Origin of the sequence: Veillonella sp. oral taxon 780 str. F0422 (assembly GCF_000221605.1) — a bacterium.
Taxonomy (GTDB): Bacteria; Bacillota; Negativicutes; order Veillonellales; family Veillonellaceae; genus F0422.
On record NZ_AFUJ01000023.1, the window covers coordinates 97,753 to 113,975 of the forward strand.

At 35.9% G+C, this 16,223-nt stretch carries 19 protein-coding genes; 17 read left to right on the forward strand and 2 right to left on the reverse strand.

Annotated features, from left to right (window positions below; all coding sequences use genetic code 11):
- The first annotated feature begins 4 nt into the window (after nt 1–4).
- The 3 genes from HMPREF9200_RS03115 to HMPREF9200_RS03125 are packed head-to-tail and all read left to right on the forward strand — an operon-like array spanning nt 5 to nt 3,298.
- Nucleotides 5–1,618 (forward strand): NAD(P)/FAD-dependent oxidoreductase, encoded by a 1,614-nt coding sequence (locus HMPREF9200_RS03115; RefSeq protein ID WP_009353330.1) that lies wholly within the window; start codon nt 5–7, stop codon nt 1,616–1,618.
- The gene (gene glmM, locus HMPREF9200_RS03120) at nt 1,611–2,957 is read left to right on the forward strand and encodes a phosphoglucosamine mutase (protein ID WP_009353356.1); all 1,347 of its coding nucleotides are present in this window, start codon (nt 1,611–1,613) and stop codon (nt 2,955–2,957) included. The genes HMPREF9200_RS03115 and glmM overlap by 8 nt, the downstream gene beginning before the upstream one ends.
- The gene (locus tag HMPREF9200_RS03125) at nt 2,957–3,298 is read left to right on the forward strand and encodes a hypothetical protein (RefSeq protein ID WP_009353296.1); all 342 of its coding nucleotides are present in this window, start codon (nt 2,957–2,959) and stop codon (nt 3,296–3,298) included. Before glmM ends, HMPREF9200_RS03125 begins: the two co-directional genes overlap by 1 nt.
- A 136-nt stretch (nt 3,299–3,434) precedes the next feature.
- Here HMPREF9200_RS03125 and HMPREF9200_RS03130 read toward each other — a convergent pair whose 3' ends face one another.
- Together HMPREF9200_RS03130 and HMPREF9200_RS03135 are read right to left on the reverse strand one after the other, a co-directional pair.
- Complete coding sequence (locus HMPREF9200_RS03130) at nt 3,435–4,370, reverse strand: hypothetical protein (RefSeq protein ID WP_009353371.1); 936 nt, start codon at nt 4,368–4,370, stop codon at nt 3,435–3,437.
- 71 nt (nt 4,371–4,441) lie between these two features.
- Nucleotides 4,442–5,338 carry a helix-turn-helix domain-containing protein gene (locus HMPREF9200_RS03135; RefSeq protein ID WP_009353287.1) on the reverse strand — a complete coding sequence of 299 codons (897 nt, stop codon included), beginning with the start codon at nt 5,336–5,338 and terminating at the stop codon, nt 4,442–4,444.
- Between the two features lie 174 nt (nt 5,339–5,512).
- On the opposite strand from HMPREF9200_RS03135, the gene HMPREF9200_RS03140 reads away from it, so the two are divergent.
- From HMPREF9200_RS03140 to HMPREF9200_RS08545, 14 genes are all read left to right on the forward strand, one after another.
- Complete coding sequence (locus HMPREF9200_RS03140; RefSeq protein ID WP_127061440.1) at nt 5,513–6,130, forward strand: site-2 protease family protein; 618 nt, start codon at nt 5,513–5,515, stop codon at nt 6,128–6,130.
- A gap of 248 nt (nt 6,131–6,378) precedes the next feature.
- Nucleotides 6,379–6,996, forward strand: a complete 618-nt coding sequence (locus HMPREF9200_RS03145; protein ID WP_369688076.1) for a DUF4198 domain-containing protein — start codon at nt 6,379–6,381, stop codon at nt 6,994–6,996.
- Between the two features lie 1,135 nt (nt 6,997–8,131).
- Entirely contained in the window at nt 8,132–8,584 is a 453-nt protein-coding gene (locus HMPREF9200_RS08400) for an Rpn family recombination-promoting nuclease/putative transposase (RefSeq protein WP_009353403.1), read from the forward strand.
- Nucleotides 8,585–8,613: 29 nt separating this feature from the next.
- Nucleotides 8,614–8,922: a hypothetical protein gene (locus HMPREF9200_RS08405; RefSeq protein ID WP_009353406.1), complete on the forward strand. Its 309-nt coding sequence runs from the start codon at nt 8,614–8,616 to the stop codon at nt 8,920–8,922.
- A gap of 324 nt (nt 8,923–9,246) precedes the next feature.
- Nucleotides 9,247–9,309, forward strand: a complete 63-nt coding sequence (locus HMPREF9200_RS09190; RefSeq protein ID WP_369688077.1) for a putative holin-like toxin — start codon at nt 9,247–9,249, stop codon at nt 9,307–9,309.
- Nucleotides 9,310–9,984: 675 nt separating this feature from the next.
- A complete protein-coding gene (locus HMPREF9200_RS08945) occupies nt 9,985–10,512 on the forward strand; it encodes a DNA methyltransferase (protein WP_255260718.1) in 528 nt (175 codons plus the stop codon).
- A 255-nt stretch (nt 10,513–10,767) separates the two neighbouring features.
- On the forward strand, nt 10,768–11,238 hold the full coding sequence (locus tag HMPREF9200_RS08830; protein WP_009353317.1) for a hypothetical protein: 471 nt from the start codon (nt 10,768–10,770) through the stop codon (nt 11,236–11,238).
- A gap of 59 nt (nt 11,239–11,297) precedes the next feature.
- A complete protein-coding gene (locus HMPREF9200_RS03165) occupies nt 11,298–11,918 on the forward strand; it encodes a KilA-N domain-containing protein (protein WP_009353420.1) in 621 nt (206 codons plus the stop codon).
- A gap of 217 nt (nt 11,919–12,135) precedes the next feature.
- Entirely contained in the window at nt 12,136–12,354 is a 219-nt protein-coding gene (locus HMPREF9200_RS08835) for a hypothetical protein (RefSeq protein ID WP_218015393.1), read from the forward strand.
- 97 nt (nt 12,355–12,451) lie between these two features.
- The gene (locus HMPREF9200_RS08840) at nt 12,452–12,808 is read left to right on the forward strand and encodes an N-6 DNA methylase (protein WP_218015395.1); all 357 of its coding nucleotides are present in this window, start codon (nt 12,452–12,454) and stop codon (nt 12,806–12,808) included.
- Nucleotides 12,809–12,983: 175 nt separating this feature from the next.
- Complete coding sequence (locus HMPREF9200_RS08845) at nt 12,984–13,574, forward strand: hypothetical protein (RefSeq protein ID WP_009353270.1); 591 nt, start codon at nt 12,984–12,986, stop codon at nt 13,572–13,574.
- A gap of 10 nt (nt 13,575–13,584) precedes the next feature.
- The gene (locus HMPREF9200_RS08535) at nt 13,585–14,478 is read left to right on the forward strand and encodes an ATP-binding protein (RefSeq protein ID WP_009353378.1); all 894 of its coding nucleotides are present in this window, start codon (nt 13,585–13,587) and stop codon (nt 14,476–14,478) included.
- Nucleotides 14,479–14,504: 26 nt separating this feature from the next.
- Complete coding sequence (locus HMPREF9200_RS08540; protein WP_009353295.1) at nt 14,505–14,795, forward strand: hypothetical protein; 291 nt, start codon at nt 14,505–14,507, stop codon at nt 14,793–14,795.
- Between the two features lie 478 nt (nt 14,796–15,273).
- Nucleotides 15,274–15,996 carry an ATP-binding protein gene (locus tag HMPREF9200_RS08545; RefSeq protein ID WP_009353347.1) on the forward strand — a complete coding sequence of 241 codons (723 nt, stop codon included), beginning with the start codon at nt 15,274–15,276 and terminating at the stop codon, nt 15,994–15,996.
- Nucleotides 15,997–16,223 lie beyond the last annotated feature (227 nt).

Consider the following 16,223-nt stretch of genomic DNA (forward strand, 5'->3'; position numbering starts at 1 on the left):
AGTCATGTTACGTATCATAAACTTTCGGATACCCGTACAAGATGCTGAACGGTTAGAAGAATTATTGATTAAAAAATATAGCCCTTTACAAGGACGTATTACAGCAATTCATGTGGTACGACGGGCTGTGGATGCGAGAAAGAAACCGCATATTACTTTCGTGTACACTATGTTCTTAGAAGTAGACCAAGAACAACAATTGATGAAAAAACTAAGTCGGTATAAAGATATTACTTTGATGGAACCTGAAATGCCGGAACCTATTGTGCGTGGTACTATGCCTATGCAACATCGACCAGTGGTGGTAGGTTTTGGACCGGCGGGCATGCTAGCGGCCTTTTACTTAGCTCGAGAAGGGTATCGTCCTATCGTGTTAGAACGAGGTCAAGATGTAGACCAACGTACCTTAGATGTAGAACAGTTTTGGAAAGAAGGTATTTTCAAACCTGAATCGAATGTACAGTTTGGTGAAGGTGGAGCAGGTACCTTTTCAGACGGTAAATTAACCACTCGTGTAACCCATCCAAGACTTCATGAGATTGCTACGTACTTTGTAGAATTTGGAGCTCCTGAAGAAATTTTATATAAACATAAACCCCATGTAGGCACAGATATTTTGCGCCATATGGTAAAAGCTATGCGACAGCAGATTATTGCATGGGGCGGAGAAGTCCGTTTTGGTGCGCAAGTTACAGATATTGAAGTACAAGACCAAGTTGTAACCGGTGTTGTTATTAATGGAATAGAACGAATCTCTGCAGATATTGTGATGTTAGGAGTTGGTCATAGTGCACGCGATACCTATCGTATGCTCTATGACAGAGGTGTTCATTTAGAGGGGAAATCTTTTGCTATTGGTGTTCGTATCGAGCATGATCAAGATGTGATCGACACGTCACAATACGGAGTACATCCAGCAGATATTGGCTTAGGAGCTGCAGAATATTCCTTGGTGTATCACGATAAAGAGCAAGATCGTTCTTGCTATAGTTTTTGTATGTGCCCAGGGGGACAAGTGGTTGCCAGTGCCTCTGAAGAGGGTGGCGTTGTGACCAATGGCATGAGTTTATACGCTCGTGATAGTGGCATTGCGAATAGTGCTTTGGTGGTTACTGTAGGTCCTCGTGACTTTGGAGAGCATCCATTAGCTGGGGTGGACTTTCAACGAAAGTGGGAAGAGCAAGCTTTTATCGTAGGAGGATGCAATTACCATGCGCCAATTCAGACGGTAGGGCATTTCTTAGGTCGTACAGAGACAAATGATGTACAACGTGGGGCATATAGCTATGAACCTGGTGTGACACCAGCAGATATTCGCCAATGCTTGCCAGAGTATGTGACGAATACATTAGCGGAGGCGTTGCCATATTTTGGGCGACGCATACAAGGTTTTGATGCGGACCATGTGTGTATGACTGGGGTGGAAACACGAACATCAGCACCGCTTCGCATCGTGCGAGACGAAAATAGACTTTCACAGTCCACGAAGGGATTATATCCCATCGGGGAAGGTGCAGGATATGCAGGAGGCATCATGAGTGCCGCTTTAGATGGGGCAGAAACTGCCATACTAATTATGAATACATATGGCCCTTTGAAAGGAGATCATCATGAGTAGATTATTCGGTACAGATGGGGTACGAGGTTTAGTTAATGAATTTTTAACGCCAGAGTTGGCCTATCATTTAGGTCGTGCAGCGGCGTCTTACTTTGGACAATCCGTAGATCGTCCTACTTTTCTAATTGGACGTGATACACGTATTTCTGGAGGTATGTTAGAAAATGCCTTAGCCTCTGGTATCTGCGCTGTAGGTGGGGATGTGATTATTTTAGGGGAAGCACCGACACCTGCGATTGCTTATTTAGTGCGTCAAAAAGGATGTACTGCAGGGGTTGTCATTTCTGCATCCCATAATCCGTATCCAGATAATGGTATTAAATTCTTTGATGGTAATGGCTTTAAATTACCAGATGCAGTAGAAGATGAAATTGAAAAATTATGTACAGCTAGCGCAGATGATTGCTTGCCACGACCAACAAAAGGTGATATTGGTCAAATCTTCTATCATCAAGACTGGGTGGAAGAATATGTGAACTTCGTAGTATCCACTAGCGATATGCTAACTGGCTTGAAGGTAGTCTATGACGGAGCCCATGGGGCAGCTTCTTACGTGGGACCTAAGATCCTTCGCCAATTAGGAGCAGAGGTAGTTGCTATCAATGTAACACCAACAGGCACGAATATTAATGACAATGCAGGATCTACTCATTTAGAAGGCTTACAAGAGGCAGTGCTGAGAGAAGGTGCTCAGGTTGGTATTGCCAATGATGGTGATGCAGACCGCTGCTTGATGGTGGATGAAAAAGGTCAAGTCTTAGACGGTGACCAAATTATGCTGCTTTGTGGTTTACATTTGAAAGAACAAGGAAAACTAAAAGAGAACATGATTGTAGGCACTGTGATGAGTAATATTGGCTTTCACAAGGCTGCCAAAGAATTGGGTATGCAAACATGCAGCACTGCTGTAGGGGACCGCTATGTATTGGAAAAAATGCTAGCTGAAGGGTATTCGATTGGTGGTGAACAGTCTGGACATGTCATCTTCTTGGATTACAATAGCACTGGCGATGGTTTATTGACGGCAGTACAAACCTTATCTATTATGAAAGAAAAAGGAAAATCCCTATCGGAGCTAGCTGGTTTGATGACAAAGTACCCACAATTATTGGTGAATGTACGCGTCTTAACCAAAGCAGGTTGGGAAACGAATACAGCTATCCAAGATGCCATCAGTGAAGCAGAAGAAGAACTGGGTGCTAATGGTCGTATCTTAGTGCGTCCATCTGGTACTGAGCCATTGATTCGCGTTATGGCAGAAGGTCCAGACCAAGACCAATTGGATGAATTATGTAACCGTATTGGCGATGTAATCCGCATTGAACAAGGAGAAGCCTAATGTTTCGATTAGTGACGGATGAAGAAACCTATGAACAGGGAACTTGGTCCGATGTAGAGAAGGTATTACATCAAATTGTAGCAGATGAGCGTGTATTCTTTAGCTTGTTTTGGGACACACCAAAAGAAAACTGCCACTTTGTCCAAGCCATTATGGATGAAGATCATCCAGATCAATTAAATTTGGAAATAGCTTTAGATATAGAGGGCTATAATCATATGTATGTAAAACGATATGTCACTACCAAGTGGTGTATAGAGACTTTACAATCCATGGATAGAGAGAGTCGTATACCAGATGTAACCGATTGGGAGTTCGTTGGAGCATTCCCACAAGGATAGACTTTTACATATACAAAAAGAGGAAAGTTGATAATTTTTAATCAACTTTCCTCTATTTTATTTATGGGCTATTTTGTTACAGTCCTATTGTATTGGGAACTAGTTTGTTATAGCTTTTTCATGGTTTAGTTATAGATTATTCTGCAATCGGTGCTTGTAATAATTGATTGCCTGTATCCATGCCAACTGGAGCAGGACTTACCAAATATAAGCAAAGTACGATGAGGATGGTTAAACCGATGATTAACCAAGAGAATTTACCAGACTTACTGAATCCGTAGTATCCAAACATGCGGATACCGAAAGCACAACCAACGGCAGCAATTAAGGAGGCCAAAGAGAATTGATTTTCTAGTACAAACAGAACCATGGTACCAGCAAAAGCACCAATCACTGTGACCATAGGCACAATGCGATCAAATGGAGATGGGAAATTTCGTTTTACCCCATGAATATAGGAGGAGATTTCCAATCCGAATAGACCTAATAGTAGGGATAAGGATGGCCAAACAGCAGTCCAAGATTGCCGCATAGCATAGCGATTAGCACCTACATAGTAGGCAAACCAAGTTAAGCCTAACATGGCAATACCTACCAAAAGGAAGTACCAAGTATCAGGAATATGACGGTATGCTAAGACACCAACAATAGTCCAACCAGCCGCAAGTAAGGAGGAAACTCCAATTTGTCGTAGGGTAGGACGCTCTGCTTGTGGAATGCGTTTGTATAAGGCTGCACCTAATTCCAAGATAAAGAAGAAAATAAATAAACCGATAGATAAGTGCGGAGATACGAGACTTAATCCAAAAGAGATAACAAGAGGGATCGCTAACTTCCAACCTGGAAAGAAGGTCAACTCTTTAAAATCTAATCGTACATCCTGTGTTTCTAAGGTGAATGTATTATACAAAGTGAATGTCAACATAAATGACACAACTTCTACTGGTGTAGCACCCCAATATAATAGGGTCGGTACCAGTAAGAATGAGATGGTAATCCCCGTAAACCGGGAGATAAACGCTGCTACGATACCTATCGTAAAGTAAGGTAGTAGGGCAAAGATATACTCCATGATGAACTCCTTTTCAAATAATGATAGACTTACTTTTAGTATACGTTACTTTAGAACGCATAGCAAGGATATCAATGGATAGATTTTTCTTTAGGTAATATATCTTTTACAATGCGACGAATCGTTTCTGGATGGCATCCGTAATGGGTGGCAATTTCAGCTATGGAAAGTCCTTCTCGTTGGTGGAAGATCTGTATAGCATGGGCGAAGTCGCGGATACGTCGTGCTTTTTGATAGACCCCATGACGGATTAATAGATTACGAATAGTATGATACTTAGTCTGATAGGTGCTCGCTAATTGTTGTAAGGAGGTACCTTGTACATAGTCAGAAATAATGGAGTATGTAGGAAGTTGATCTTTATTCCCACGTAATATAATCCCTTGTTCTCGTAATCTCGAGGCAATGGTAGAGGCTTTGACATCATATAGTTTACCAATATGAATGGTAGAGAGTTTGTGTTGTGTATAGAGATGACAAATATCATCGATAGGTAAGTCAATGCGTTTCATACTATTTCGAAGAGGAATACCATGACGTTGTAAGATATGAATAATCGTAGAAGGTGCCACCTGTAATTCTCGACCAATCATGGCGGCACTAGATCCTTTATCGTAGGATTCTAGGATATAGGAGATAGGTAATGCTGTTAGGGAAGAACTAGGGCGAGGTTCTTTTAGGTGCCATTCATGTAAACGGCTATAGATGGTTCGAGAGGACACATGAAAGTGCTGGGCGATGGCGTCGATGGATGTACCACTTGTATAGAGTGCAATTAGTTCTTCTTTGGGAATGCAGGGAGTTCTATTGTGAAAAGGAATCTCATAGTCTCGTAGGCGTTGACAAATAGTGGTTTGACTGCAGTGTAATTGCTTGGCAATAGTGCTTGTGCTTATGTGTTTCGTCACATATAGGTGGTATAGTAATTCATAAGGAATGGGAATAATGAACTTTTTTTGCTGCCTCATAAGATGCCTCCTTGTGAAAGATAGATTACTTTCAGTATGCATAGAATGAAGCATGTTGTCCACTCACTGTTAGGAGGGTGTATGACTGGTAGGAAATTTTCTATCACCTATGGAGGAAGGAGACGACTATCGTGTATAATAAAAGGAACAGTTTTAATGATAGAAGGAGATACTATGAAAGATATGATTCATTATATTGCGATGCTACCAGCTATCGCTATTGCTATATCTATATTTAACTATGCTCAGGCGAAGATGGCCATCCACCTAGGGGATACGACACCGAGACAATGGGGGCGAGATACAATCAATCCTTTTGCTCATATTGATTTGCTTGGTATTTTGGTGATGCTCATTGCTAGCGTAGGGTGGAGTAAACCAATTCCATTTTCACCGTATCACTTTAAAAATCCACGGACAGGGATGATACAAATTGCTTTAGCAGGTCTAGGCGCTAATATTTTAGTGGCATTCTTAGCCTATGCTGGTATGTCTGTGGCTATGCAAGTCAGCACAGTGAGCACAGGTTTACAAATGGTTATGTCCTATATTGTGACACTGTGCATCGGATTTGGTGTCTTTAACATGTTACCAGTGCCTGGCTTTATAGGATTTTATGTGCTATTGCAATATGTGCCTTATGAATGGCAAGAAAAATTATTGGGCGCTCAGTTATGGTTCTTTATCGGTATTTTGGTATTGGGACAATTTGGATTCTTAGGAGCCATCATCCGTCCAGTATTTGCAGTGATTTTAGGTGTTTTTGAAAGTATAGTTCAGTTGATTCTATAACAGAATAGTATGCGTTTTTTGTATATATAGATAGTTATTGTATTTGGTTATAGAAATAATTCATAATTAAAAATAAATCTTGCTAGTCATTCTCAGAAGGTGTAGAATAAAAGCGTTATAAATTTTATATTTCATAGGAGGGTATCCATCATGAAAAAAGTAAGTTAGCAATTCTTGCATTAGCTTTAGTAGGTGCAGTTTCTGTAGGTACAAATGCGTCTGCACATGGCGTATGGTTTGCAGAACGTATTGATCAACCAACATTAGTATTAGGGGAAGGTCCTGTAGATAACGGATATATGCCATCTATGGTAAAAAGTTTTGAAGCATATGATGTAGCGTATAATCCGCTAAACGTGAAAGTAATTCCTCATGAGCACAATGTAACTATCGAAAAAAATGAAATGTTAGGTACAACAGCAACTACATTTGACTATGGTTACTTTACAAAAGATAAAGACGGCAAAATGCATAAAGCTATGATGAAAGATGTACCAAATGCGGTAAAATCTACTCATGCAGTAAAATACAATGTAAACTACTGGAATGCAGCAGTAAAACCTGAACGTTTGAATATGCCAATCGAAATCGTTCCAAGTGTTAACCCATTGACATTGCGTAAAGGCGACACTTATGAAATCCAAGTGTTCAAAGATGGCATGCCTTATGCTAACGCTCCATTGATCAAAGACGTTCTTAACGACTTGACTAATGAAAGCCAAGCTGACGCACAAGGTAAAGCAATGGTTACAGTAGCTGCTAACGGCGTGAACGTAGTAGGCGTAGAAGTAGCATTCCCAACTGAAACAAAAGGAGAACAAACTAAATACTTCTCTAGCTTGTCCTTTACAATTCAACCAGAATAAGACGTCTCTTGTAACGCTATGCAGTCTGTGGCGTCCTTAACTGAATATAGAAAAGGGAAGCCCATGGCATACTCCTTCACAAACGGTATTTCATAATGTGTCGTTTCTTGCGATGCTATGAAAACTTGTGGCACGCATTGAGTGGTTACATGAACGAGCGCGACACATTCCTCCACAAACTGATCCTACGGTAGGTTTGCTCCGGAATATGTCGCGCTCGTTTTGTATTTGTGTAATTCAGTCAATATGGGTGCCACAAGTTTTCTACGCGTAACTGCGTTCCTCAGGGGATGTTGTTTGTTCGGGGGCACACCGTGCTCTTTTTTTGTTTGTCCTATTTAGTCAGTATGATCGGCCACAAGTTTTCTACTCATCACTGTGTTCCTTAAGGAAAATCAAATCATAATATAAACGATTTGATAAATTTTGTGATATAATAAGTTTATAGAAGGGTCGCCGACGTGAGTTGGGCTCATCTCTTCCTAATATGGGAGGAGGTGGTACTATGACGAAGTATGAAAAGATTAGCTTAATCATTTCTATTTTGACATTGGTAGTTAACATCATTGCCTTATATAAGTAAGCAATGAAAACGCCTAACGTAAAAGAGGTCTCTCATACCTCAACACGTTAGGCATCATCACATTTTTTAGTTGCTTGAGATGAGCCTAACGCCTCAGACACGTTGATGGCTCTTCTTGTTATATGTATATTGTAGCATACTTCTAGAAAAAATACTACTTGTTTTGCTAGTTAGTCTGTGAATTGTCACTTGTAACGCTATGCAGTCTGTGGCGTTCTTAACTGAATATGATAAAGGGAAGCCCATGGCATACTCCTTCTCAAACGGTATTTCATAATGTTTGTTCAGGAGCACGCCATGGGCTTCTTGTGTTTGTGTGATTTTGTCAGTACGATCCGCCACAAAGGCTGCTACGCCTAACTGCGTTTCTCTAGGAAGGTATGTGTATCATAATGAGATTTAAATGATTGTTGCTATAATTACACTGGTAGGAAATATTATAGGGATTATGGTATTTTTAAATAATTGTATGGATAGGTGGCGTATTGTATGCTATCGTACTACATTATGTATGTGGTATAATTTAGTTAAACTAAAGAGCGAGGTACATCTATGCAATTCAAAGAGTTTCAGGAACTGAGTATTCAGGATAATTTTATCTTTGAAAAGGTGATGCGTGAGAAGTCGATTTGTAAGGAATTATTAGAACGGTTGTTGGAGATTTCAATTTTTGATATTGCGTATATTGAAACAGAAAAGACAATGGAATCTGGTCTTGATGATAAAGGTGTGCGCTTGGATGTGTATGTGAATGATAATAAAGGAACTATCTACAATATTGAAATGCAAACGTATAAGAATATGCATGAGTTAGTAAAACGGTCGCGGTTTTATCATAGTGCGATTGACAATTATTCTATGGAAAAGGGCGCTGACTATATGACGTTGAATGATTGTTTTGTTATCTTTATCTGTACGTTCCCTATATTTTCTGGAAAGCGTCATAAGTACACGTATACAAAAAATGTACAGAAGAAGTGGACAGAGAGTTGGGAGATGGGCTAACTACAATATTTTTAAGTACTAAAGGAGAAATGAACGATGTTTCGGAATTATTACAGAATTTTTTAGACTATGTAGATGGCAGACCACCAGTAGATGGTTTGTTACAACAGATGGATGAGATTGTGCATGTAGTGAAGCAAAGTAAGGAATGGAGGGGCGAGTATATGAAGTTAGAAATGGATCGGAAGAAATACTGGCGTGAGGGAAAAGAAGAAGGTACGTTAGAGGCTATTATTGGTATGTTACGTGAAAAATTATCGGTAGAGATGATTGCCCGTATTACGAATATGTCTGTAGAGCAGGTGATTCGAATTGGAAAAGAGCATGCGCTCCTATAAATCGTCACTTGTAACGCTATGCAGCCTGTGGCGGTGGTATCTAAATATGATAAAGGGAAGCCCATGGCATACTCCTTCTTAAAAGGTATTTCATAATGTTTGTTCAGGAGCACGCCACGGGCTTCTTGTATTTATGTGATTTTGTCAGTACGATCTGCCACAAGGCTGCTACGCCTAACTGCGTTCCTCAGGGGAGATTGCATTAAAATATAAACGATTTGCTGAATTTTGTGATATACTATGTGCATAGGAGAGTCACCGACGTGAGTTGGGCTCATCTCTTCTTACTATAGGAGGAGATGGTACTATGACACTATTCGAAGTTTGATGTTATTAATTCAGTTCGGATTGCTTGTTGTAGCAGTTTTGACTTATATACAAATGTAAGTGAAAAGCCTAACGTCAAAATAAGTGTTGGCAGCACTTATACACGTTAGGCATCATCACTTTTTTAAGTTGTTTGAGAGGAGCCTAACGCCTCAGAAACGTTGATGGCTCTTCTTGTTCATGTCTATATTCTAGCATACTTCTAGAAAAAATATTACTTGTTTCGCTAGTTACCCTATGGCATTCTTAACTGAATATAGAAAAGGGAAGAGCGCGGTATACTCCTCACAAACGGTATTTCATAATGTTTGTTCGGAGCACACCGTGCTCTTCTTGTGTTTGTGTGATGTAGGTAATAAGAACCGCCACACAGTTTCTACTCGTAATAGTATTCATTAGGATGGAATTTTGAGTTGGAGTCCCGTACTATGGTATACTAAAGGCAATATATGCATAGTCCATGTGTAGGGCATAGGCATGGATCTGTGCTGTGTAGCAGATAGAATGATAAACTGTAGGTATCCTATAGCAAGTTTATATAGTGAAAGTATGTGTAGGAAAGGTGTAAGCATCATGGATAAGATGAAGTTAGAGACGGCGAATGTAGTAGCGAATAATGTGGAGCGTATTGGGGAATTATTTCTGAATTGCATTACGGAGTCTTAGGATGAGAATGGTCAGTTAAAATGGGCTATTAATTTTGAGATGTTACGCAAAATGTTATCGGAGGATGTAGTGGATGGAAAGGAAGCTTATGAGTTTACTTGGGTTGGCAAGAAAGCATCCATCGTAGAGGCGAACAAACCGATTCGCAAAATATTACGCCCTTGCAAGGAAGAAAGTGTGAACTGGGATACAACTGAGAATTTATATATCGAAGGTGATAACTTGCAATTGCTGAAATTATTGCAAGAAAGTTATCTTGGTAAAGTAAAAATGATTTATATTGATCCACCGTACAATACGGGGAATGATTTTATCTATAACGATGACTTTAAAATGGATCGAGATGACTATGCAGAGGAAGCTGGCGAATACGATGACGTAGGGAATCGGATGTTTAAGAATGAAGAAACCGCAGGACGATATCATTCTGATTGGTGCTCTATGATCTATTTTCGAGTGTTACTATCACGTAATTTATTGTGCAATGATGGAATTATTTTTATCTCAACTAATGATAGTGAGCTGAGTTCTTTAATAAACATATGTGGCGAGTTTTTTTGGACAGGAAAATATTATAGCAACATTAATTTGGGATAAAAGTGTTAGTGCTCAGTCTGGAATTTACAAGGGTTATTATGAATATATTCTTGCTATTGAAAAGAATATCAAAAATATTAAGGCTCCTAGATCTCTTGATGATGAATTCGAAGCTGCAGCTATAAAAAAGTTTAAGGTAGACATCTAGCTTCTTTATTTACATTTCCAAAAGGAACTAAGTTTAATGCTCCTGATGGCACCACTTTATCTGGTAAAGCAGGGGATACGATAAACTTTAATATAATTGATGGGAAAATGGTTGCAAAGGACAATAAGCTTGTTGAAGATGTTACTATTGAGGCAGAATTCACACAAATAAATCAGATGGAACAGTATTTTTATGGCGATAAAGAAAAACTTGTTGATTCAAATAGTCAAAAAATTGTAGAGTTTTTCTTTAACTCTACAGGAAAAATACAAGTGAAAAAAATTCGTGGAGTTGAATCACCGCAAACAACATGTAATTTTGGAACACAAGCTTCTGCATCTAATGCTCTTGCCACTCTATTTGAATTGGATGAACCTCCATTTAGCTTGCAAAAACCAATTGAGATATTACTTGATTTTACAAGACGATTTACCAGCGATGATGATATTATACTAGATTTCTTTTCCAGGTTTCGTGTCATAATAATGTCACAGGCAAATAATCGAGTAAATACAAGGGTTTTAGAGCTTTTACCAAAGTTTAAAATCAAAAAAATTAATTGTTGGGGTGCTATTTAGAACAGTTATTACGAAAATAAATGTTGTAAATAGTGCATGAGCATAAAGGAGGCATTCACATGTCTAAGGTGAAAAAAGACACGATTGAAGCAAAAGGTTTTGCTATTCCAATTTATACTGAAGACTTTAAAAATGACTATATAAGTTTAACGGATATTGCAAGATACAAAAATGTGCATGAACCTAAAGATGTTGTTAAAAACTGGCTAAGAGTAAGAGATACAATTGAATTTCTTGGTTTATGGGAGACTATTCATAATCCTAATTTTAAAGGGGTCGAATTCGACTCCTTTAGAAAGGAAGCAGGAACAAATGCATTCACATTATCGCCTCAAAGATGGACTGAAAATACAAATGCTATCGGTATTGTTTCTAAATCTGGGAGAGGCGGAGGAACGTTCGCTGATCCTGATATAGCAATGGAATTGGCTTCGTGGATTTCAGCAGAGTTTAAGCTCTATTTAATCCAAGATTACAAAAGGCTTAAGTTAGATGAAAATTCTAAGCTATCATTAGGTTGGAATTTGAATAGAGAAATTTCTAAGATTAACTATAAAATCCATACAGATGCAATCAAAGAATATCTATTAAAAGATCTTACCAACGAACAGTTATTCTATAAATATGCAAGTAAAGCAGATATGCTCGATGTTGACTTATCTAACAAACGAGTAAAATAGTGGCGTGAAGAAAATCTAGATTTGAAAGGCAATATGAGAGATTATGCAGGTCTGAATGAGTTACTGGTGCTTGCATGGAAAAGTTATAATGCAATTCTTATTGGTAAAGATATGGTTTAAAAAGAAAGAATGATAGAACTTAGAAAGCTTGCGAGAACTCAAATTGTGTCCTTGGAAAAATTAAATAAGAAAGCAATAAAAAAACTGGAGTATTTCGATGATTAAAAAAACAAATGAAAAAAAAATAGCGAATAAATGTCAAATTTTTACTCCCACAAATTATGTTAAAGAGTTATTGGACTCTGTTGATTATCATAAAAATATAGTAAATAAAACAATATTAGAAAATTCTTGTGGCGATGGAAATATACTTGTTGAAATAGTTAATAGGTACATTGAAGAAGCAATAGAACTTAAATTTTCTAAAAAAAAATAAAAAAAGGTTTAGAAAACAATATTTTTGGATTTGAAATTGACAAAAATCAATTTGAAAAGTGTATTTGTAACTTGAATTTACTTGTTAAAAAAATGGGATACAAGATGTTGAATGGAAAATCTATAATGAAGATTATTTAAAAAGTGAGGTAAATATACAATTTGATTTTATAGTGGGTAATCCTCCATATATAACTTACAGTAATTTATCTCAAGAGGAAAGAACATTTATTAAGGATAAATATGAAACTTGCAGACAAGGAAAATTTGATTATTGTTATGCATTTATAGAACATAGTATTAAGTCATTATCAAGTGAAGGAAAAATGTCATATTTAATACCTAGTAGTATTTTTAAAACTGTTTTTGGAAATAAGCTTAGAGAATTTATGGTTCAGTATATTGTTGAAATAAAAGATTATACAAAAGAAAAATATTTGATAATGCGTTGGTAAAGTCAGCAATTATAATAGTAGATAAAAAGGATTGTAGTGAAAAAATCAAATATATAAATATGAGTAATGATAGTGGGTTATATATTTGTAAAAAACAATTAGAAAGAAATGGGTTTTTTCTAATGAGTTTAACATTGGTAAGAAACGGTTTGGAGATTATTTCAAAGTATCTCACGTGGTAGCAACCTTGTTGAATAAAGCGTATGTAATTAATGAAGATATGTACGATGAGGTAGATGAATACTATAAGGTTGGAAAATTTATGATCGAAAAGGATGTAATTATGCCAACTGCAACACCAAGAAATATGAGATATGGTAAAGAGGAAATAATTATTTTTCCTTATAAGTATATTGATAATCAATTAATAAAATATACAGAAAAAGAATTTAAAAACTTATATCCTGGGGCTTTTTCTTACTTAACAAAATTCAAAGAAGACTTAATAAAAAGGAAATCAGATAAAAAATCAAAGTGGTTTGAGTACGGAAGAACGCAAGCACTTTTAGGAATTAAGTGTGAAAAATTACTTATATCAACTATTATTACAGATAAAGTGGCTGTATATAGACTAGATGAGGCATGTATTCCATATGCAGGGATGTACATTTCTTTAAGAGATGAACATCAGGAATATAATTTGGCTTTTGCAAAAGAAATTCTTGAAAGTGAAAATTTTATGGAATATGTAATGAAAGTGGGGATAAATGTTAGCGGAAGTTCATTGAGAATTACATCAAAAGATATTGAAGAATTTAATTTTTAACGGAGGAAATATGGAATATCTTAAATACAGTATTGAAGATAATACAATTGCAGAGCTTTTAGGTGTACAGAACTTTTCCAATGATGAGGCTGCAGTTTTAGAATTAGTTAAAAATGCATATGATGCGGGGGCGTCGGTTGTCAAATTAGAATTTGTAGATAAAACAACTCTGAAAATAACTGATAATGGAGATGGCATGGATTCAGAGGATATAAAGAAACACTGGATGCATATTGGAAAAAGCAGTAAAGGCTACGATTTCATTGATACAAATAATAATGTTAGAGTGCAAGCAGGAGCGAAAGGAGTAGGTCGTTTTGCCTTGTCTAGATTAGGTGAAAATATACAATTGTATAGTAAAAAGGCACAAAAAGATGGAGTTGTTTGGAAAACAGATTGGGATAAATCAACATTAGATTTAGATTTTAGCATAGAAAATAAAGGTACTTGTATAATAATAAACAATCTTAGAGAAAAATGGACTCTTAGGAGAATTGAAAAATTAAATAAGTACCTTGAGAAAACATATAATGATACGGCTATGAAGATACGGATTATAGCTAATGAATACGATGAATTTGTGAAGTTGCATTTTCCAAAACCTGAACCTGGGAAAAATTGTAGATCGAATATTGTACTAAAATATAATAAAGGAATACTGTCTGTATTAGTGCTTTCAGACGAATTTGATAGTGAAGCCATAAAGTATTGTTCAGAAATGGATTTAAATATATATAAAAGTGAAGTGAATATTTTTGATGAATTTGAAGGTAATGAAATTGCTGAGGTGGAAGGAGAAGAATTATTTTCTCAATTAGAGAAACTTGGGGGATTCTCTGTAAACTTACTTTTCAACTTAAACGCAACAAAGCAAGATAAAGAAAAATTTTATATAAATATTTAAGTACTGATGAAAGTGTTGATAGTGGGGTGATTCTTTATAGAAATGCTTTTAGCATATCATCGTTTGAAGGTGAAAGAGATTGGTTAGGATTAGGGAAAAGAACAAGAAAATCTCCAGCAGCGGCATCACATCCCACAGGGGCTTGGAGAGTTAGAGAAAATCAAATATCTGGATATGTATTGATTGATAAGCAACAAAATATAGTATTGCAAGATCTTATGAATAGACAAGGATTAGATGAAAATATATACTATAAATTATTCGTTCAAATTATATTAACTGGTATTAAAGAATTTGAAAGATATAGACAAAAATAATTCGAAAAATAATAAAAAAATAAAGGTGAAGAAGCACCTATAAAAAAATATCAGATGAAATTGTTAAAAATCCTAAAAGGATAGAAAATTTAGATAAAAGTGAACAGGATGAGCTTATTAATGAACTAAAATTATTTAAACAAGATAGTAAAAATTTGAACAAGAGAAAGCAAATGTAGAAGCAAGGTATAAATATGATGTTAGAATTTTAAATGCTCTAGCAACCTCAGGAATGAAGGCTACATCAATAGCACATGAAATAAATAACGACAGAAATCAAATGGAACCATCCTATGATGACATCGTTAATGCTTTAAAAAATATAGGGTTTGGGAAATTGTTAATAGTCCAGAGAATAGAGAAATTGCGTGTGAAGATATACCAGGTTTATTAGAAAATAATCATATTGCAGTAAAAAAATACTGAGATTTATTGATGCGATTTTAGAAAAAGTAGAAAAAAATCAATTTTTTTCGAAATGTTTAAATATAAAAGAAATTTTAAATCAAATATTAGAAGGTTGGAAAAAGATTATTCTTGGTTACGTATAGAAACGTGTATAGATGATAAAGTAGAATTTAATATATCAAAAGACACATTCTACACTATATTTGATAATTTAATATTAAATAGTGTTCAACAAAACAGCGAAGCTAATGAATTAAAAATAAAAATTGTAATTAGTAGAGATAATAATAAGCTAAAAATATCATATTACGATGATGGGAAGGGATTGTCAAAAAAATATTTAGATAACCCAAGAATTATTTTAGAACCGCATGAAACAAGCAGAACAAATGGACACGGTCTTGGGATGTGGATAATTAACAATACAATTAATTTACAAAAGGAAAAATTCTTTCTATTTCGGGAGAGGGTGGATTTGAATTTAGTTTTGAAATGGAGGAAACGATTTAAGATGGAATTAATAACTATGCTTTATGTAGATGACAAAATTGATTTGTATGTTTCGAAATATTTAAATTCATATTCAAATGATAAGGCTGAATATAAATATTCAGAATTGAAATTTGAAAATAAATATTCCTACGAAGACTTGATTGAGAATGATAAAATTCAAAAAGCTGATATATTGTTTTTGGATTCAATGCTTTTTGAAAATGGAAACGTACAAGATAACAAAATCTCTGGGGAAGAGCTTGGCTTGATAATTAAAAAAATTTTCCGTTTAAAGAAATAATAGTAATTACCCAATACCAAGACAAGATGGAATATAGCACATTAAAAAAATATAATTCTAATACGTATCATTGTGATGAGGATTCCTTTTTTCAAGATAACTGGAATAAAGAAATAGTAAATGCTACGAAAAATATTATTTTAAATAGGAATATTTTAAAAAATATTTATTCAAAAAAGATATGTGGAAAAATATCTTTTTGAAAAAATGGAGAATTCTATTAATGG